13 protein-coding genes are annotated in these 19189 nt (G+C 46.9%); 11 read left to right on the top strand and 2 right to left on the bottom strand.

Translation table 11 applies throughout. The features are described 5' to 3' along the window. The first annotated feature begins 53 nt into the window (after positions 1–53). From I3248_RS03830 to I3248_RS03790, 9 genes are all read left to right on the top strand, one after another. Complete coding sequence (locus tag I3248_RS03830) at positions 54–680, top strand: FMN-binding negative transcriptional regulator (RefSeq protein ID WP_201600379.1); 627 nt, start codon at positions 54–56, stop codon at positions 678–680. Positions 681–764: 84 nt separating this feature from the next. Beyond that, the gene (locus I3248_RS03825) at positions 765–1364 is read left to right on the top strand and encodes a DJ-1/PfpI family protein (protein ID WP_238062618.1); all 600 of its coding nucleotides are present in this window, start codon (positions 765–767) and stop codon (positions 1362–1364) included. A gap of 103 nt (positions 1365–1467) precedes the next feature. Further along, entirely contained in the window at positions 1468–2685 is a 1218-nt protein-coding gene (locus tag I3248_RS03820; protein ID WP_238062617.1) for an FAD-dependent oxidoreductase, read from the top strand. A 251-nt stretch (positions 2686–2936) separates the two neighbouring features. Continuing rightward, positions 2937–4706, top strand: coding sequence for an AMP-binding protein (locus I3248_RS03815; protein WP_238062616.1), 1770 nt, complete (start codon positions 2937–2939; stop codon positions 4704–4706). A gap of 150 nt (positions 4707–4856) precedes the next feature. After that, positions 4857–6467 carry a carboxyl transferase domain-containing protein gene (locus I3248_RS03810; RefSeq protein ID WP_238062615.1) on the top strand — a complete coding sequence of 537 codons (1611 nt, stop codon included), beginning with the start codon at positions 4857–4859 and terminating at the stop codon, positions 6465–6467. A gap of 195 nt (positions 6468–6662) precedes the next feature. Beyond that, positions 6663–7460, top strand: coding sequence for an enoyl-CoA hydratase/isomerase family protein (locus I3248_RS03805; RefSeq protein WP_238062614.1), 798 nt, complete (start codon positions 6663–6665; stop codon positions 7458–7460). Between the two features lie 51 nt (positions 7461–7511). Then, positions 7512–9638, top strand: a complete 2127-nt coding sequence (locus I3248_RS03800; RefSeq protein WP_238062613.1) for an acetyl/propionyl/methylcrotonyl-CoA carboxylase subunit alpha — start codon at positions 7512–7514, stop codon at positions 9636–9638. An 11-nt stretch (positions 9639–9649) separates the two neighbouring features. Beyond that, positions 9650–10570 carry a hydroxymethylglutaryl-CoA lyase gene (locus I3248_RS03795; RefSeq protein ID WP_238062612.1) on the top strand — a complete coding sequence of 307 codons (921 nt, stop codon included), beginning with the start codon at positions 9650–9652 and terminating at the stop codon, positions 10568–10570. A gap of 197 nt (positions 10571–10767) precedes the next feature. Then, positions 10768–11955 carry an isovaleryl-CoA dehydrogenase gene (locus tag I3248_RS03790; RefSeq protein ID WP_238062611.1) on the top strand — a complete coding sequence of 396 codons (1188 nt, stop codon included), beginning with the start codon at positions 10768–10770 and terminating at the stop codon, positions 11953–11955. A gap of 84 nt (positions 11956–12039) precedes the next feature. Here I3248_RS03790 and I3248_RS03785 read toward each other — a convergent pair whose 3' ends face one another. Next, positions 12040–12777: a pantothenate kinase gene (locus I3248_RS03785; protein WP_238062610.1), complete on the bottom strand. Its 738-nt coding sequence runs from the start codon at positions 12775–12777 to the stop codon at positions 12040–12042. Positions 12778–12811: 34 nt separating this feature from the next. Then, on the bottom strand, positions 12812–13768 hold the full coding sequence (locus I3248_RS03780; RefSeq protein WP_238062609.1) for a biotin--[acetyl-CoA-carboxylase] ligase: 957 nt from the start codon (positions 13766–13768) through the stop codon (positions 12812–12814). A gap of 209 nt (positions 13769–13977) precedes the next feature. Between I3248_RS03780 and I3248_RS03775 the strand changes: the two genes are divergently transcribed. Together I3248_RS03775 and I3248_RS03770 are read left to right on the top strand one after the other, a co-directional pair. Further along, positions 13978–14781 (top strand): sulfite exporter TauE/SafE family protein, encoded by an 804-nt coding sequence (locus I3248_RS03775; protein WP_238062608.1) that lies wholly within the window; start codon positions 13978–13980, stop codon positions 14779–14781. A gap of 179 nt (positions 14782–14960) precedes the next feature. Beyond that, the gene (locus I3248_RS03770; protein ID WP_238062607.1) at positions 14961–18839 is read left to right on the top strand and encodes an AAA family ATPase; all 3879 of its coding nucleotides are present in this window, start codon (positions 14961–14963) and stop codon (positions 18837–18839) included. Positions 18840–19189 lie beyond the last annotated feature (350 nt).

Below are 19189 nucleotides of genomic sequence, written 5' to 3'. Positions count from 1 at the left end.
CAAAATTATAGCAATTCAAAATTATAGCAATTCAAAAAAAAGACTTGGAGCTTATGATGTTTACGCCTAAAGCATTTAAAGAGGAGCGCTTTGATATCATAAAAGCATTTATCAAAGAGCAGCCTCAAGCGACGGTCGTCGCACAAACCAAGTTAGGACTAGAAGCTTGTCATATTCCGATGTACTGGCAGGATGACGGTAGTGAGTACGGTTGTCTGTATGGTCACATTGCCAAAATCAATCCGTTAAATAGTCGCGATAATATTAAGATGCCATGGCTGGTGATATTTCAAGAGGCAGGTCATTATATCAGCCCCAATTGGTATCCAAGCAAAGCGATAACCCATAAAGAAGTACCGACTTGGAACTACCGTAGTGTACATATCACAGGATCAGTGAGTCTGCTCACGGAGTCTGAAGCCTTGGTTGATATTTTATCGACGCTGACACAAGACTTTGAAGCCAGTCAGCCGATGCCATGGTCGCTCAATGATGCACCAGAAAACTATATTCAGGCACTCTGTCGAGCGATTGTGGGTATTCGGGTTAGTATCACAGATGTGCAAGCGCAGTTTAAACTGAGTCAGAATAAGACAGCGGAAAATAAAGCAGGGGTAGTCGCAGGACTAAAACGGTGTAAGACGGTAAAGGCAGATGCCATGGCAGCGTTGATTGATTAGGTAAAGGTGTATAGATAGTATAATATAGATGGATTAAATATTATTTAATGATATCAATCTAACTCAATCTCAGTAGGACAAGTTATGACGTTAAAGCGAACCGTTGGAATACTGCTATTTAATGAAGTAGAGGTATTAGATTTTGCTGGACCTTTTGAGGTGTTCTCACTGGCTGAGAATAAATCAAATAATAAGCACTTTAATGTGATCACTATTGCTGAGCACCCAGCGCCGATCTCTGCTAGAAATGGCCTGAAGGTGATTCCTGATTATAGCTTTGCCAATCATCCAGATATCGATGTACTCGTCATTCCCGGAGGGTATGGTGCCGAAAAAATAGAGATACACAATCAGGTAGTGCTTGATTGGGTTATCGCGCAAGCAAACATCGCTGAGCTGACGCTGTCGGTATGTACAGGTGCGCTGCTGCTAGCAAAAGCAGGGTTGCTCGCTGGTCGAGCGGCAACCACACATTGGATGGATTTGGACAACTTAGCCTCTTATCCTGATATAGACGTTATTGATAATATTCGTTATGTCGATGCTAGTGATGATATGCGTAATATCGTTACATCAGCAGGGATAAGCGCGGGTATCCACGCCAGTCTGTACTGTATCGAAAAGCTCGTAGATAACCAAACCAAGCGCGCCACCGCCCATCGTATGGAATTCGATATTGATTGAGCAAGTTACTGGATAGATGAGTGAGTGCATGTCTGTTTACTGATACAATGGCTGCCATTCTTGTTGATAATTAGAATAATTCATAAACCATATTGGAGCTCTTATGGGCATTGAAGAACCCTCTAAACATTCTGGCATCGTTATCGTTGGTGCAGGCCTAGCAGGCTGGCACGTGATAGATGCTATCCGTAGTAAAGATAAAGAGATACCGATTACTTTAATCACAGCCGATAACGCTGATCGCTATCATAAGCCGATGCTGACGATGGCTATCAGCCAAGACAAGAAGCCGGCAGACTTAGTGCGAGCGGCGGGGGAGCAGGCAGCAAAGACCGCTAATGTCACTTTATTAGCGCATACGCAGGTCAGTGATATCGATGCGGCAAGCCAAACATTGCAGCTGGTCTCTGCAAATCGCTCAGACCCTGCTAATACCAATGACGCGGTCATCAATTATGACAAGCTAGTGCTCGCGATGGGCGCGCATCCCATATTTCCTAAGAGCTTGCCTGAGAGTTTAGTCTGGCATGTCAATCATATTGAGCGCTTCGGTCAGCTGCAAGAAAAGCTCTCGACGGGTAGCCAGCACGTGGCTATTGTGGGCGCAGGGATGGTCGGTACCGAAATCGCCGAAGACTTGCTCAAAGCCGGTCACAAAATCAGCCTAATTGATCTCAATGATGCGCCACTTGCGCAAATGCTACCGGCGAAAGCGACCGCTCGTATTAGGCAAGCGATTGAGTCGCAAGGTATTGAGTTTTTGGGCGGTTATCGGGTGACTGATGTCGTACGTAATGAGGATGACAGACTAGAAGTCAGCTATGAGCCGTTAGAGAATGTGCAAGGACAGGCTAATACTATGACAGTCGATCATGTGATTGCTAGTACCGGTCTGGTCGTCGATGATAAGCTGCCCGCAGCGGCAGGTATAGAGTTCAATCCGCGCACGGGTATTGTTGTCGATGCGCCAACGCTACGCACCAATGCTAACAATGTCTATGCCATTGGCGATTGTATGTCTATCGATGGCGTGGCTTGTCGTTACGTGGCACCGCTAAGAGCGCAAGCCGCGACTATCGCTGATGATATCTTAGGCCACGCGCATGCTGGCTACGACCATAAACCGCCGATGATTCGTCTGAAGAATAAGGCGATTGCGGTAACGGTGGTTGGCGTGCCACAAGCGACAGGTAACTGGCAAGTCAAAACCGAAACGACCGATGAGCTTGTCATGGAATTATTTGACGACGCTACTGATGATAAAGCGGTAAAAGCCACAGTGTCTCTTAAAGTACCAGCAAAGCCAGCAGCGAAAGCTTAATAGGTATGCAAGTGCTCTTGGAGTGATAGCTGGGTCGCCAGTCTTTTATTCATAAGAGGCTGGCTTTTTTACGGCTAGTCATATCATTTATCATAACGGCTATCGATGATGTGAATGAGACATCTTGTATCAATATGATTGACAGGGTTTGATTTCAGACGTTATAGTGAAGAGATATAAGGGACAAGCCACAATAGATTTATTGATAAGCTTGATTAGCAAAACGGAAAAGTAAAACGAAAGGATTCGTTATGATTCAACCCTCTCCACTTAGCACTGCCTACAGCGATATTCTAAATAATATTCCAAAAATAAACATGGGCGCACGCTCAGCGAATGCGCCACTGACCCAAAGCTATGATAAAGGCCCTGATGTGCCGCTGATTGAGGCGACCATCGGCGACTTTTTTGATGCTATTGTGGCCAAATATCCCGAGCGCGAAGCGTTAGTGGTGCGTCATCAAAACATTCGTTGGACTTATAAACAGCTACAAGGGCAAGTCAATAAGCTCGCCAGCGCCATCATCGAGATGGGGCTTGAGATTGGTGATCGCATCGGTATCTGGTCGCATAATAATAGCGAATGGCTACTGATGCAGCTTGCGACGGCTAAAGTTGGCGTCATTTTAGTCAACATTAATCCCGCCTATCGTACCTTTGAGCTGCAATACGCCTTGAATAAATTAGGCTGCTCGGCGTTGGTATTAATGCGTCATTTCAAAACTAGCGATTATACGCAAATGATTCGTGAGCTCTGCCCTGAGATTTACCACAAAACCTTTAATCAGCTCGATTTGGTTGAGATACCGACGGTTGAGCGTATTATTTGGATCGATGAGCCTAAAGATACTGATGACATCAGCTTTATGCAAAAGTTCTCAGACTGGATAGCGGAAGGTGATGCTAATGATCCGCGTGTTAAAGAGCGCCAAGCGATGCTTAAAAACACTGACGCTATCAATGTGCAGTTTACGAGTGGTACCACAGGGACGCCCAAAGGCGCTACACTCAGCCACCGTAATATCTTAAATAATGGCTATTTTATCGGTGAGGCGATGAATCTCACTGAAGCTGACAGATTGTGTATTCCTGTGCCGCTCTATCATTGTTTCGGCATGGTACTAGGGAATTTAGCGATTTTGACCCATGGCGGTTGTATCGTTTATCCCAATGATGGCTTTGAACCACTAACGGTACTACAAACGGTAGAAGCTGAAAAATGTACCGCGCTGCACGGCGTGCCAACGATGTTTATCGCTGAGCTTGATTATCCTGACTTTGATAAATTTGATTTATCGAGTTTGCGTACGGGGATTATGGCAGGCTCTAGTTGTCCGATTGAAGTGATGCGCCGAGTCATCGATAAGATGCATATGCAGGAGGTCACCATTGCTTATGGCATGACTGAGACGAGCCCTGTATCCTGTCAAACTAATGAGCACACGCCGCTTGAAAAACAAGTCTCGACCGTTGGACTGGTGCAGCCTGCGCTTGAGGTCAAAGTTGTCGATACGGGTACTGGCGAGACTCTACCTATCGGCGAGACAGGCGAGCTACTGACAAAAGGCTATTCAGTGATGAAAGGCTATTGGGGTAGCCGCTTTAAGACTCGCGAGGCGATACAAGACGGCTGGATGCATACTGGCGATTTGGCGACGATGGACGAGGATGGCTATGTCAAAGTCGTCGGTCGTAGTAAAGATATGGTCATCCGCGGCGGCGAGAATATTTATCCGGTTGAGATTGAAAACTATCTGTATCGTCATCCAAAAATACGCGACGTACAAGTCGTTGGCATTCCAGATGAACGTTACGGTGAGGTGTTGGCGGCTTGGATTATTCCTAAGGAAGGAGTTGATCTGACAGAAGAAGAGGTCAAACAGTTCTGCTACGATAATATCGCCCATTATAAAATCCCGGCTTACTATCGTTTTGTCACAGAATATCCGATGACCATCACGGGTAAAATTCAAAAATATAAAATCATTGAGCAAATGACAGCAGAGTTAGGTTTGGCATAGTATTGATTTATATAAGTATTGATTTATATAAGTATTGATTTATATAAAAGCTTTATCATTCAAAACACTGCTAAGTATTTAATGACCCCTTATTTTTGCAAAAATGTTTTATAGTTAAAATTAAGACATAGAAGTATAACAAGGAAGACCATGAGCGCCATTATCACCAGTAAACTAAGCCCCAATTCGAGCGAGTTTCAGCAAAACAGTACCGCGATGCAAGCGCTCGTCGATGATTTATATCAGCATCTGCATAAAATTACCCAAGGTGGATCAGAGCGTGCTCGAGCTAAGCATTTAGCGCGCGGTAAGCTGTTACCTCGCGCGCGCGTAGAGCGTCTACTCGATGTTGGCACGCCGTTTTTGGAAGTGGCGCCGATGGCAGCGCATGATATGTATGATGCCGATATCCCAGCGGCAGGCGTGATTGCCGGTATTGGCCGTATTAACGGCATCGAGTGCATGATCGTCTGTAATGATGCTACGGTGAAAGGCGGCACTTACTACCCGATGACGGTTAAAAAACACTTGCGCGCACAGGAAATCGCGCAGCAAAACCATCTGCCTTGTGTTTATCTCGTTGATTCAGGCGGCGCGAATCTGCCGAATCAAGACGAAGTATTCCCTGATAAAGACGACTTTGGGCGTATCTTTTTTAATCAAGCCAATCTGAGCGCGGCAGGTATTCCGCAAATCGCCGTAGTCATGGGCAGCTGTACCGCAGGCGGCGCTTATGTGCCGGCAATGAGCGATGAGTCTATTATTGTCAAAGACCAAGGGACGATATTTCTCGGCGGCCCGCCACTGGTCAAAGCGGCAACGGGTGAAGAGGTCAGCGCAGAAGACTTGGGCGGCGGTGATGTGCACACGCGGCTATCAGGGGTGGTCGATTATCTAGCACAAAACGATACCCATGCGTTGTCGATTGCCCGCGATATCGTTGGGCATTTGAACCGCGATGCGAAAGTCATTCCCAATCAAATCACCCCGCGGCCTCCATGCTATGATGTCAAAGAGCTGTACGGCATTATTCCGACTGATAAGCGTAAACCGTTTGATATTAAAGAGATCATCGCCCGTATCGTCGACGATAGCGCCTTTGATGAATTTAAGGCGCGCTTTGCCAATACGCTCATTTGCGGCTTTGCCCATATCGAAGGCATGCCTGTCGGTATTATCGCCAATAACGGTATCTTATTTAGTGAGTCGGCGCAAAAAGGCACACACTTCATTGAGCTGTGCTGTAAACGCAAAATCCCGCTGGTGTTTTTGCAAAATATCACCGGCTTTATGGTCGGACGTAAGTATGAGAACGAAGGCATCGCTCGTCATGGTGCCAAAATGGTGATGGCGGTTGCCAATGCCAAAGTGCCCAAATTTACCGTCATCGTTGGCGGCTCTTTTGGCGCAGGTAACTATGGCATGTGTGGCCGCGCTTACGATCCAAGGTTTTTATGGATGTGGCCGAACGCGCGCATCTCGGTGATGGGCGGCGAGCAAGCCGCTTCGGTACTGGCAACGGTGAAGCGTGATAACTTCGAACGCAGTGGCGAGGCGTGGAGCGCTGACGATGAAGAAGCGTTTAAAGCACCAATACGCGATATGTATGAGGAGCAAGGCCATCCTTATTATGCCACTGCAAGGTTATGGGATGATGGTGTCATTGATCCTGCTGATACCCGTCAGGTATTAGCGTTAGGGCTGAGCGCGGCTCATAACGCACCTATTGAAGAGACGACCTTTGGTATTTTTAGAATGTAGATTTAGTTTGATAAGTGATAATTCTTGTCTACAAGTATGATAGGAAACTTGGCGTGTGGCTGGTAAAGATTTTCTTGCGTGCTGTGCCTACGCCGACAGAGGCTGCAAAAATTTCTACCAGCCACACTATTTACTTTTCAAAATAGAACTACTGTATTGAAAGAAAAGCCGCTACAAAACTAAGAGAAAAATTATATGAATAATTATAAAAACCTATTAGTAACGATAGAAAAATACGTCGCAACCGTAACTTTAAACCGTCCTGAAATACGCAATGCGTTTAATGATAAAACAATTAGCGAATTAACCTCTGTGTTTAAGCAGTTGGGTCAAAGCGATGACGTTCGTGTGATTGTCTTAGCGGCAGCAGGCAAGGCCTTTTGTGCCGGCGCGGATCTGAACTGGATGCGAGCGATGGCAGATTATGATTATCATGAAAATCTAGCCGATGCTGATAAACTCGCGCAAATGCTCAAAACCATTTATGACTGCTCAAAGCCCACCATTGCGGCTATCCAAGGTGATGTTTATGCCGGTGGCATGGGGCTGGTGGCAGTGTGTGATATCGCTATCGCGGTTAAAAATGCGAATTTCTGTCTCAGTGAAGTGCGCTTAGGTCTAGCGCCTGCAACGATTAGCCCTTATGTGATAAAGGCGTTAGGCGCGCGTGCCTCACAGCGTTACTTCTTAACCGCTGAGGTGTTCAATGCCAAAAAAGCACGGCAACTTGGGTTTGTACATGAGCGCGTCAGTGAAGAGAGCCTAGATGATACGGTCGCTAGGCTATGCGCGAAGATCGTCAATAATAGCCCTGATGCGGTCAAGACCTGTAAGCGCTTACTTCATGATATCGAAGGTAAGCGTATTAATGATGAGTTAATCGCTGATACGGTGAAGGAGATTGCTGATATTCGCGCGTCAGAGCAAGGAAAGGAAGGCGTACAAGCCTTTTTGCAAAAGCGTAAGCCGGATTGGTTGGCTGATAAGGGGTAATAACCCGTTTAAATTAAGGCAAAATAACAAATATAAAGCACAGGAATTGCTATGTTCTCCAAAATACTCATCGCCAACCGTGGTGAAATCGCTTGCCGAGTCGCGGCTACTGCCAAACGTATGGGCGTACGTACGGTCGCCGTTTATTCAGATGCTGACCGATATGCCAAGCATGTCGCTGTTTGTGACGAAGCCGTTTATCTCGGCGGTTCTGCGCCTAAAGACAGCTACTTGAAAGGCGATGCGCTCATTGCCATTGCCAAAGATCGCGGCGCGAAGGCGATTCATCCCGGTTATGGGTTTTTAAGTGAGAACGCTGATTTCGCTGAGGCCTGTCAAAATGCAGGTTTAGTATTTATCGGGCCCTCAGCGAATGCCATACGCGCGATGGGCGGCAAATCGGAGTCTAAGCGCTTGATGGAAGCGGCTGGCGTGCCTCTGATACCAGGCTATCACGGTGATAAACAAGATAGCGATTTTTTGAAGGCGCAAGCAGACGCTATTGGCTATCCGGTGCTCATTAAAGCCAGTGCAGGCGGCGGCGGTAAAGGCATGAGAATCGTTGAGGATAGCAATAGCTTCGACGATCTTTTAGCGTCCTGCCGCCGTGAAGCCATCACCAGCTTCGGTGATGATCAAGTTCTCATTGAAAAGTACGCCCTCAAACCGCGCCATATCGAAATCCAAGTCTTCGGTGATAGCGGCGGGAATTATGTACATCTGTTTGAGCGCGACTGCTCGGTACAGCGCCGCCATCAAAAGGTACTAGAAGAAGCGCCTGCGCCTGACGTCGATGAGTCCATGCGGGCGGCCATGGGAAACGCTGCCATCGATGCTGCGCGTGCAGTCGATTATGTCGGTGCGGGTACGGTCGAGTTTATCGTTGAGCAGCGCGAGACGGGTATGAGTTTTTATTTTATGGAGATGAACACCCGTCTGCAAGTCGAGCATCCCGTGAGCGAAGCGATAACAGGCGTCGATTTGGTGGAGTGGCAATTACTGGTAGCCGCCGGTCAGAAACTACCGAAAACGCAAAATGAATTATCTATCAATGGTCATGCGATTGAAGCCCGTATTTGCGCGGAGAATCCTGACAATAATTTCTTGCCAGCAACGGGGACGCTGTTCACGTATCAAAAGCCTGAACATAGTACTTTTACTATTAACAAAAACGGTAATGATGTGCGTATCGATGATGGGGTACGCGAGGGCGATGTCATCAGCCCGTTTTATGACTCTATGATTGCCAAGCTTATCGTGCATGCGCCAACCCGCGCGCAAGCATTAGCGAAAATGGATCAAGCATTAGCACTCACTCGTATCGTTGGCTTACCCAATAATGTCGCGTTCCTGCGTTATGTGATTAATACCGACTCTTTTAGTCAGGCCAATCTAGATACGGCTTTAATAGAGCGTGAAGCGACTGAGTTATTCAATCAGCACCCGTTAGAGCTATCGGCGTTGGTAACCACTGCTATCGTGCAACAATTGGCTAGTGAGAAAGACACAGTGAGAAATAATGCCAATGATCCCTTTAGTCAGCTCTCTGCGTTCCGCGCTTATACCGACTACACGCGTACTTTTAACCTCATTTATAATGAAGAAAATTACCTTGCTCATATTAGTAATTGGCACAATGCTAATAATGCTGCACGTCAAAACAATGCGGGTCAAAAAAATACAGATAGCACCGATCGTTTTTCTTTAACGATTGAGCATGATACGAGTGGGGAAAGCCCCTTAGAAAAGTCAGATGAGGCTTTATATAACGCTCAAGTCAGCTACCATAGTGATGATGCCCACAATCATACCTTATGGCTCGATGATACGCGCATCAAAGCGCAAAGTTGGACGTATAACGAGACGGTTTATGTCTTTACCGATAGGGGTCGCGATCAGATTGAACTTATCGATGCCATGGCTTATGCAGGGGAGGATTCTGCCGCTGCTGGTAGTCTCAAGTCGCCTATGCCAGGACAGGTGATTGCCTTTAAAGTCGCGGTCGGCGATAGCGTCAAGCAAGGCGAGCCATTAGCGGTGATTGAAGCGATGAAAATTGAACATACGATTACCGCGCCCACTGACGGCGTTGTCGCAGAATTGCTATTTGCAGCGGGCGACTTAGTCGCCGATGGTGATGAGCTACTGCGTATTGATAGCGAGACGAGTGAAGCTTAAGGATACTAACTATGAATAACGCGTACCCAAATCATGTCACCATCGTCGATGTCAGTCCGCGTGATGGCTTACAAAACGAATCCATGACTGTACCGACAGCGATCAAACAGGCCTTAATCGAAGATTTGATCAAAGCAGGGGTTAAGAAGATTGAGACTACTAGCTTTGTTTCCCCTAAATGGGTGCCACAGATGGGCGATAATAGTGATTTGATGACCGCACTTGCGCCTAATAGACAAGATGACGTGATCTACTCAGTGCTGGTGCCAAACATGCGCGGCTTTGATAATGCAATCGTGCATCACCCAGATGAGGTGGTTATCTTTGCCTCAGCAAGCGAAACCTTTAGTCAAAAAAACATCAATTGCAGTATCGATGAGAGTATCGAGCGTTTTGCGCCAGTCGCTGCCGCGGCCAAAGCGCAAGGCATCAAAGTACGCGGCGTAATCTCCTGCACGGTCGGCTGTCCTTATGAGGGCGAGATTGACCCTAGTCAAGTGGCTTATGTGACCAAACGCTTGGTTGAGATTGGCGCGGAACAAATTGGCATCGCTGATACTATAGGCGTCGGTACGCCTATTAAGGTAAAAAAAGCGTTAGCAGCGGCACTTGAGTATATCGATATTGCACATATCTCAGGCCATTTTCACGATACTTATGGACAGGCGCTGAGCAATACTTTAGCGGCGCTCGAGATGGGCGTTAACGAATTTGATACCTCAGTGGCGGGCCTTGGCGGTTGTCCTTATGCTAAAGGCGCTACGGGCAATGTCGCGACCGAAGATGTGGTCTATATGCTCCATGACATGGGGATTGAGACTGGTATTAATTTAGATAAATTAGTCATCGCAGGCGAGCGCATCAGCGAATTTTTAGGACGCCGTAACGAATCTAACGTTGCAAGAGCTTTGATTAATAGGCGTTCAGCTTAAGTCATCCTGTTTTAATTAATATAAATATCTACCGCTGCGTATAGCTGGCACAAATTTTATTCGCTTGCTGTGTGACTTCGTCACTCCAGAGGCTTCAAAAAATTTATGCCAGCCATACCATTTTTATACATGCTATATTTTTATATAAGTTATCTAATTTTATTAATAGAGTGAAAGATTATAAATAAGGAATTATTATGAGTTTACCCGGTTTAGACTTTCAGCTTGGCGAAGATATTGATGCGCTGCGTGATGTGGTAGCGCAGTTCGCCGCTAAAGAAATCAGCCCGCGCGCAGGCGAGATTGATAGCAGCGATGAGTTCCCGATGGATCTATGGCAAAAAATGGGCGATTTAGGCTTACATGGCATTACCGTACCTGAAGAATACGGCGGCGCTGACATGGGCTACGTCGCTCATATGGTGGCGATGGAAGAGATTAGCCGTGCATCCGCCTCTATTGGTCTAAGCTACGGCGCGCACTCAAACCTTTGCGTCAATCAGATCAAGCGCAACGGCTCAGAGGCACAAAAGCAGAAATTTTTACCTAAGCTAATCACCGGCGAGTTCATCGGTGCGCTTGCCATGAGTGAGACGGGTGCAGGGTCTGATGTGACCAGCATGAAGCTTAAAGCCGAGGAAAAAGGTGACGTCTTTGTGCTAAACGGTAGCAAAATGTGGATTACCAATGGCCCAGATGCCGATGTGATGGTGGTCTATGCCAAGACCAATCCTGAGCTTGGCGCGCAAGGGATTACCGCCTTTATTATCGAAAAAGGTATGGACGGTTTTGGTACGGCGCAAAAGCTCGATAAACTTGGGATGCGTGGTAGCCACACCGGCGAGATGACTTTCAATAATGTTGAGGTGCCAAAAGAGAACGTTTTAGGTGGCCTGAACAACGGCGTAAAGGTACTGATGAGCGGCCTTGATTATGAGCGCGCAGTATTGGCAGCGGGTCCTATCGGTATTATGCAAGCCGTGATGGACAATGTCGTGCCCTACATTCATGACCGTAAGCAGTTCGGTCAAGCGATTGGCGAGTTTCAGCTGATTCAAGGTAAAGTCGCTGATATGTACACGATTTTGCAAGCAGGTCGCAGCTTTTTATATACCGTCGGCAAGAATCTCGATATGCTAGACGCACAAGGTGCAGGTCATAGCCGGCAAGTACGTAAAGACTGCGCTAGTGTGATTCTATGGTGCGCGGAAAAAGCGACCCTGATGGCAGGCGATGGCATCCAAATCTTTGGTGGTAACGGCTATACCAATGAGTATCCGCTTGGGCGCTTATGGCGCGATGCTAAGCTGTATGAGATTGGCGCAGGCACCAGCGAGATTCGCCGTATGCTGATTGGTCGAGAGTTGTTTAATGAGACTAAATAGGTAGTTTAGAGTTGATCTTGTAATAAAAAAAGCAGTAAGTCCAAGACCGACTGCTTTTTTATTTTTAACACTTTTAATATAGCTTTAAACCACTAGCTGCTTTTTACTGTAATCAAAATATCTAGCCAAGCCATTGAGAAGTAAGTCATCACGCAAGCGTACCGGACGATTGACATGCTCAGCAATCATAGCCGCATCACCGCCGGTCATGATCAGCTCAAAGTTAGGATGGCGATGAGTGATCTCATTGATAGCACCAACGATAGATAATAAAATGCCGTGATGGACCGCATCTTGAGTGGTGACTCCTTGCGCGATACTATCAAAAGCACCGTTTGAAATCGTAATCTGCTTAGTACCCGAAAATAGCGACTCGCGCTGCAAATAGATGCTCGGAAAAATATAACCGCCTAAATGCTCGGCATGATCGATCAGATCTATCGTGACCGCGGTACCGCAGCCCACTACACATTGACGCTTCGTCCTATCTACTGCGCCAAGCATCTGTAACCAGCGATCACAGCCTAATTGTTTGGCATCATAGCGACTACTCATCAGCGCGTGAGACGAGTCGACATTGACAAACTCAAAGGGTATACCCAGCCGACTGAGCGTCTGTGCTACTTTGCCATTGAGCTCATCACCCAGCACTGATGAGATACCGATAAAGTCAGGCGCGTAACGCTCAAATCGATCGGTCAGTCCCATTAGCAGCTCAGCTGGCGCTTGCAAATGCTGGCGTGCATTGTGCGAGACAATTTGGCCAATATCATCAGTGAGCCAGTATTTAAGCCTAGTATTACCTAGATCTAGCCAGAGCATAGTTTTTCCTTATTGGCTCTTTATCTAGTGTTCATTAAGTCTCATTTATCACATCAATGCGACCGGTAAAAAGTGCTGAAATATTACCGTTATCTTGCTGCAATTGCAAACAGCCGTTTGTATCGATACCACAGGCACGGCCTTCGATAACGTGCTCGTTATTGTTAAGATTTTGCGTGATTCTTACTCTCAAACCTTTGAGGGCATCTTGCGGTGTAAACTCTCGGTTAAACTGAGCCATTGCATACTGGGTAGAGCTGGGCTGTACATGAGACTTTGCGGCCGATATAGCTTTGAAGCAAACGACAGCGTCTAGTAAAGCCTGACTGATTTGCTCATAAATAAGGCTTAAGCTTGGCAAAGATTGTAACGGATTATCCTTGGCATCTTTATGTATCGACTCATGTATATCTTGTAGGCTAATCGCTTGATAACTCATGCCCTCTAGCGTTTGTTCGGTGAGCTTAGGCGTCGCCGCTACATTTAACCCCACGCCGATCACCACGCCTTTCAGTTTGCTTGCTATCCATACCGGCTCAATCAAAATGCCGGCCAATTTATTAAAAGCGATAAGGCTGTTGTCATTTAGATCAAAACCTAAATCTTGCTTGTGCAGTGGATAAAAGCCCAAATCATTGGCCCATTTGACTCCGATGGGTGTTTTGCTTTGAGCGGTTAATTGCACGTTAAGATTTTTTATAATTGGCATTTTTGCTAATTCTAAACCAATCATTAACGATAGCAGGCCACTGATAGGGGTGTTAATCGGATGATAAAGGGAGAGATAGACATTGCCCGGCGGCGATTGCCAAGAGCGGGTATGTTGCCCACGACCTGCTGTCTGCGTCTCAGCGGTCAGTAGCTGTTTATCATTACTATCAAGCTCACCTGCTTGTAATGCCTCTAGCAGCTCGCTATTGGTTGATTTGCTACTAGAGAGGTGCCGATGGTTGAGCGCGGATAAGCTATTGTTTTGAATAGATAAAGGCATAAGGAGTTCGCTAAAAATAGAGTGGTTTGAGCTGACGTCAGATGACTTGTAAGACAATAATTACTGAGATGTTTGCTATACTAAGCGCCTGCTACTGCGTAAGTCAGGCAAGTTATTATGAGCTAAAAGGTTATCTTATTAAATAGCAGACCCATAATAGCTGAACAAAACAGCAGAATAATCAGAGCGCAAAATAAAGGATTTCGTTAATGCTATATGTATGGTTTGTGATTGCCGGCGCGTTTGCTGGCGTTTGCGCGGGTTTATTCGGCATCGGTGGCGGCATGATAATCGTACCGGCTCTCGTTTGGATTTTTACCGCGTATAATTTTTCGCCAGAGGTCGTCACTCACTTAGCGGTTGGCACCTCTCTGGCGACTATTATCGTCACGTCTATCAGTTCATTGACTGCGCATAATAAACGCGGCGGCGTGCGCTGGGAGATTTGGCGCGGTATGGCTATCGGCCTTGTCGTGGGTAGTGTCGTTGGCGCAGGCATTGCTGACATGATAAATGGACAAGCACTACAAGCGATCATCGGTATCGGTGCTTTATTAGTCGCGCTGAAGATGCTGTTTTTTTCTAATAAAGAACAATTAGGCAAACCGCTACCTTCTAAAGGCATACAAGTCGGAGCAGGGACAGGTATCGGTATGGCATCCTCCATATTTGGCATTGGCGGCGGTAGTCTGACCGTACCATTTTTGAATTGGGCAGGGCTTCCGATGAAGCAAGCGGTTGGCACCTCCGCCGCTTGTGGTCTGCCTATTGCAGTGGCGGGAGCACTCGGGTTTGCTTGGTTTGGGCAAGATGTAGCTAATCTACCCGCAGGCACGATAGGTTTTGTGCATATTATTGGCTTTATCTGTATATCGGTGGCTAGCTTTATTACAGCTAAAATCGGTGCAAAGCTTGCGCACCAACTGCCAGCACTGATGCTGAAACGAGCTTTTGGAGTATTATTGATATTTGCAGGCGGGCAGCTGTTTTTGAGTGGGATTGGGGTGTTGTAATTATCTTCTTTTTAAATGTCTTTTGCGTAGTAAGAGTCGTTATATTCAAAGCAAAGCGGCTAAGCAAACTTGTAGCCAAGCTGATCTCGTGCAAACGCAATACCTTTAAAGACCCTAAAAACCCATCCCAATTTCAGGTAGAATAGCCGCCTGTTTTATTATCGAAAAACTCACCGTTTATGCGTTTAAAATCTCTCAAACTGGCAGGCTTTAAGTCCTTTGCCAATGTCACTACTTTTAGCTTCCCTCGCGGCATCACTGCTATCGTCGGGCCAAACGGCTGCGGCAAATCAAACGTCATTGATGCAATCCGTTGGGTATTAGGCGAGACCTCCGCCAAGCAGTTGCGCGGCGGCGCGATGAGGGATGTAATCTTTGCCGGTACGCAAGATAAATCGGCTAAAAGCGTGGCCAGCGTTGAGCTGACCTTTGAACATACCCAAGATAAGCAGACGGGCATTCGCCACGAGCTCAACCTCTATCAGGAGCTATCAGTACGTCGGCAAGTCAACATGGAGGGCCGCTCCGATTATTTTATCAATGGTACACGCTGTCGTCGCCGTGATGTGGTCGATGTGTTTTTGGGCACAGGGCTTGGCGCGCGTAGTTATGCCGTGATTGAGCAAGGCATGATCGGACGTATCGTTGATTCAAGCCCCATGCAGCTGCGCGAGTTTATCGAAGAGGCGGCGGGGGTATCGCGTTATCAGGCTCGGCGGATAGAGACGCAAAAGAAGCTTGAAAAGACACAGGAGAATTTAGCGCGTCTGCACGATATGCAAAGCGAGCTAGTCCGTCAACAAAAAAGCTTAGCGCGTCAAGCGAGCAGCGCTCAGCGCTACAATGAGCTGGCCGAGACCTTAGCGGATATTAAGCAACAACTGGCGATTCAGCAGTTATATCAAGCCAAACAAGCCCAACTGCAACATAAGAATGCGTATGAAGGTAGTGATTTAGCACTCAAAGAGCTGCAAGCGCACTATGAGCAGTTAAAGCATAAGCAAGACAAGCTCAGCACCCAGATTAACCAAGAGCAATGGCTAAAAGACGAGGCACAAAGCGCGCATTATCATCAGCAGCTTGAGCTTCAACAAGCAAAGCATCAGCTAGACGATGTTATGGCGAAGCTAACAGTGATTGAGCAGCAGCTGGTTGCTTTGGAGCGGCAGCGTCAGCAGTCGACTGACGAGCTTGATAGAATAAAGGATGAGCAGGATCAGCAGCAGCTCGAGCTTGCTCGCCTGCAGCCAGAGCTTACTAAGCTAACCAAGAAGCGGCAAACGTATCAAGCGGAAGAGCCGCCACTACAACGCGCATGGTCTGAGTCACAATCGCAGTTAACGCGTCTGCAAGATAACGTGCGTACCCTCGAGCAGCAGCAAGCCATCAATAGCCAAGCGCAAAAGCGTCATCAGCTGAGTCAAGAGAAGCTCGCTGCTCGCCAGCAAAGTTGGCAAACGCTGTGGGATCAGGCGCAGACTCAAAGCCCTACTCATGATGACTCTTTGAGCATAGATGAGCAAGACAAAAGCGCCAGCAGCGTTATCGATGAGATAGAAGCTCAGTTACAGCAGCGTGCGCGTCAGCAAGATAGCGTCGCTGAACGGCTAGCGGATTTGCAACCGCAAGCTCATACGTTGCAGCAGCGTTTGACCGAGCAGCTACGCGAGGTGACAGCACAAGAAAAAAGCCACGCGCTACTGGCAGGCGAGTACGATACGCTACATAAGATCGTACATGCCAAAACGACTCAGAAGCCGACCGCACAAAAAGAGAAGTCGGATAAAGGTTTGGCAAATGACGTTGTTATTAATACTGACAATCTACTGCCGGTTTCCACTTTGCGCGAGCAAATCAAGCTTAGTCCACTTGGCAAGGAGCATGCGCAAACCCTTGATAAGGTATTAGCATTATGGCTAGATAGCCAAGTGCTTACTGATGAGCAAGTGGGTCTAATCTCAGAGCCAGAGCTTTCTAGATATCTGCCAAATTTACTGAGCTTTCAGCATAGTCAACACTCCCAAAGTGAAGCTAATAAACAGTCAGTTAGTCGCCATAGTTTGTGGCTGCCTGCACAGATGGCCGATAGCGCTGATCAGGGTTTTACAGCCAAGCTACCTGCTAATTTGCAAGCTAAAGTACAGCCTTTATCTGCATTAATTACTAAGCCTGCTTTAGCGATATGGCAGCAGTGTTATTTATATCTTGCAGATGATGCGCCTAACCGCGAGACCACTGCAGAATTGACCGAAATCCTAAAAGTATTGCCGTCATCGGTTTTATTAGTGACTGCAGAAGGTTGGTTGATTAGCGCTAGTGGCACTATGAATTTTAATCAATTCGCCAAGCAACAAGACGCTGCGCAAAACAGTCAATTTTTGATGCAGCGTATGCAACAGCAGCAGCGTTTAATAGAGTTGGAAGAGCTGCTTGATACTAGCGATGAGCACATTGATTGCTTGCATAAGCAAATAAAGAGAAGCCAAAGCGAGTATGACGCGCTAAGAATCAGCTTAGATGAGAGCCGCGCTCAAAACGAGCAGCTTACCCGTGAGGTGTATGATTATCAGCAGCAATTGGCAACTGAGAAAGCTGCCCTCAAGCAAAGACAGGCCGATGCCCAGCGTTTGCAGAGCGACAAATTGGCACTGAAGCACGAGCAACAAGAGCTTGCCGCCGAGCAACAAACACTCAATGATGAGTGCGTGCAAATCGAAACAGACTTACAACTCATAAGGCCCAAAGTCCAAGCTGCACAGGATCGGCGTCAGCAGCTACAAGAAGAGCGTCACGAGCTGCAGCGCAATCGCCAAAAAGTTGACGCCGATTGGCAAGCCCTGCAGCTGCGCCAACAAAAACTTGAGATGCACCTTGAGCATAGTGCTAATAGTCTACAGCGTGCAGCGCAATTTCTTGATGAGTCTTTACAAAACTGGCAGACACTGATCGCCAATCGTGACAGCTACCAACAACAACTGCCAACGCTGCAGGCCACATTACAGACTATAAAAGCCAAGCGCGATGAGCAGCAAGATTTATTAGCCACGCGTGAAGCCGCCCTGAGCATCCTTAAAGATGGGTACAACGAGCAGCAATCTGCCTTAGATACTTTGCAGACTACCTTACAGGATCAGCAAGAGAGCAATGCCAAACAGGCGACAGAGCTGGCGCTGAGCGAGTCTAAACTCAACGATGCAAAGGATAGCGTACAGAGCGCATTAGATGAGTACCATTATATTTTATCTAATAGTAGTGAGCAGGCGTTAAAGGCTGCGCCGCCGCAGATAAGTGTCTCAAGCTTATTAACCGATTTTATTACTCATAAACGCCGCGTCCGTCCCGAGAAAATCGCTGAATTACAAGCTGAGCAGGCCAGTCTTGAGCAGCAAATCAGTAAAATAGGCGCGGTCAATCTGGCAGCAGTGGCAGAGCTGGCTGAGGTTAATGAACGCTTAGAGCCGCTTGCACAGCAGACCGAAGATATTGCCGCTAGTATGCAGACTTTGACGGATGCTATTGCTTCGATTGATGAGACGACTAAGACGCTATTTATGCAAACCTTGGAGTCGGTCAATGGTGAGTTATCTAAACTGTTCGCCAAAGTATTTGGCGGCGGGCAAGCCAGTCTAACGCTAGATTTGCAGGATATGCCTACGGATACCCAATCTGATATCAGCGCTGATAAATCTGAACATTGGCGCGCAGGGTTGACGTTAATGGCGCAGCCAAAAGGCAAGCGTAATAGCCGTCTCGCTGTACTCTCAGGCGGCGAAAAGACCTTGACTGCGCTGAGCCTAATTTTTGCCATATTTAAACAGCATCCGGCGCCGTTTTGCGTGCTCGATGAAGTCGATGCGCCGCTTGACGATGCTAATGTTGCTCGTTTTACTAGCTTGATTCATGAGTTGGCGGATGATTTACAGTTTATCTTCATTAGCCATAATAAGCTCTCGATGCAGATTGCCGATGAGCTAAAAGGTATCACTATGCCTAGCGCAGGTGTTTCTACTTTAGTCAGCGTCTCACTTGATGAAGCCGAAAAGTACATCGAAAGTTAACTATAGTCGATCCACTATAAAAGAAATGCAGTGCTACTGGAATGAATTTTGCGCAGCCTCTGGGAACGCAGCACGCAAGGAAAATTTATACCAGTAGCACATTACAATGCCTGTACTCTTTTACTCTTTTTATTTAGGATTTACTATATCATGAGTTAAGTATTGATAAACAAACTTTATAATTTAGGGTAAAATCAAAGCCGTTATATTTATGGCAAGTTTCTATTCGTTTTCTACACGCTTTTTACCCGCTATCATCTACTGAACGGCACGTGCAATGATGAGTATCAAGTGTCAAACCGTTACAAGGTGATGACGCTTTTAGGTAGCCGTGCTAGACTGATAGCGTT

Origin of the sequence: Psychrobacter sp. Ps3 (assembly GCF_022129275.1) — a bacterium.
Classification (GTDB): domain Bacteria; phylum Pseudomonadota; class Gammaproteobacteria; order Pseudomonadales; family Moraxellaceae; genus Psychrobacter; species Psychrobacter submarinus.
Note: the sequence above shows the minus strand (reverse complement) of the source record. Positions and strands in the feature narration are given on the sequence as shown.

Bases quoted from the DNA above. Each gene is read 5' to 3' on its own strand.
- I3248_RS03825 (WP_238062618.1), top strand. From the start codon at position 765: ATGACGTTAAAGCGAACCGTTGGAATACTGCTATTTAATGAAGTAGAG.
- I3248_RS03800 (WP_238062613.1), top strand. From the start codon at position 7,512: ATGTTCTCCAAAATACTCATCGCCAACCGTGGTGAAATCGCTTGCCGA.
- I3248_RS03810 (WP_238062615.1), top strand. From the start codon at position 4,857: ATGAGCGCCATTATCACCAGTAAACTAAGCCCCAATTCGAGCGAGTTT.
- I3248_RS03785 (WP_238062610.1), bottom strand. From the start codon at position 12,777: ATGCTCTGGCTAGATCTAGGTAATACTAGGCTTAAATACTGGCTCACT.
- I3248_RS03770 (WP_238062607.1), top strand. From the start codon at position 14,961: ATGCGTTTAAAATCTCTCAAACTGGCAGGCTTTAAGTCCTTTGCCAAT.
- I3248_RS03790 (WP_238062611.1), top strand. From the start codon at position 10,768: ATGAGTTTACCCGGTTTAGACTTTCAGCTTGGCGAAGATATTGATGCG.
- I3248_RS03775 (WP_238062608.1), top strand. From the start codon at position 13,978: ATGCTATATGTATGGTTTGTGATTGCCGGCGCGTTTGCTGGCGTTTGC.
- I3248_RS03820 (WP_238062617.1), top strand. From the start codon at position 1,468: ATGGGCATTGAAGAACCCTCTAAACATTCTGGCATCGTTATCGTTGGT.
- I3248_RS03830 (WP_201600379.1), top strand. From the start codon at position 54: ATGATGTTTACGCCTAAAGCATTTAAAGAGGAGCGCTTTGATATCATA.
- I3248_RS03805 (WP_238062614.1), top strand. From the start codon at position 6,663: ATGAATAATTATAAAAACCTATTAGTAACGATAGAAAAATACGTCGCA.
- I3248_RS03780 (WP_238062609.1), bottom strand. From the start codon at position 13,768: ATGCCTTTATCTATTCAAAACAATAGCTTATCCGCGCTCAACCATCGG.
- I3248_RS03815 (WP_238062616.1), top strand. From the start codon at position 2,937: ATGATTCAACCCTCTCCACTTAGCACTGCCTACAGCGATATTCTAAAT.
- I3248_RS03795 (WP_238062612.1), top strand. From the start codon at position 9,650: ATGAATAACGCGTACCCAAATCATGTCACCATCGTCGATGTCAGTCCG.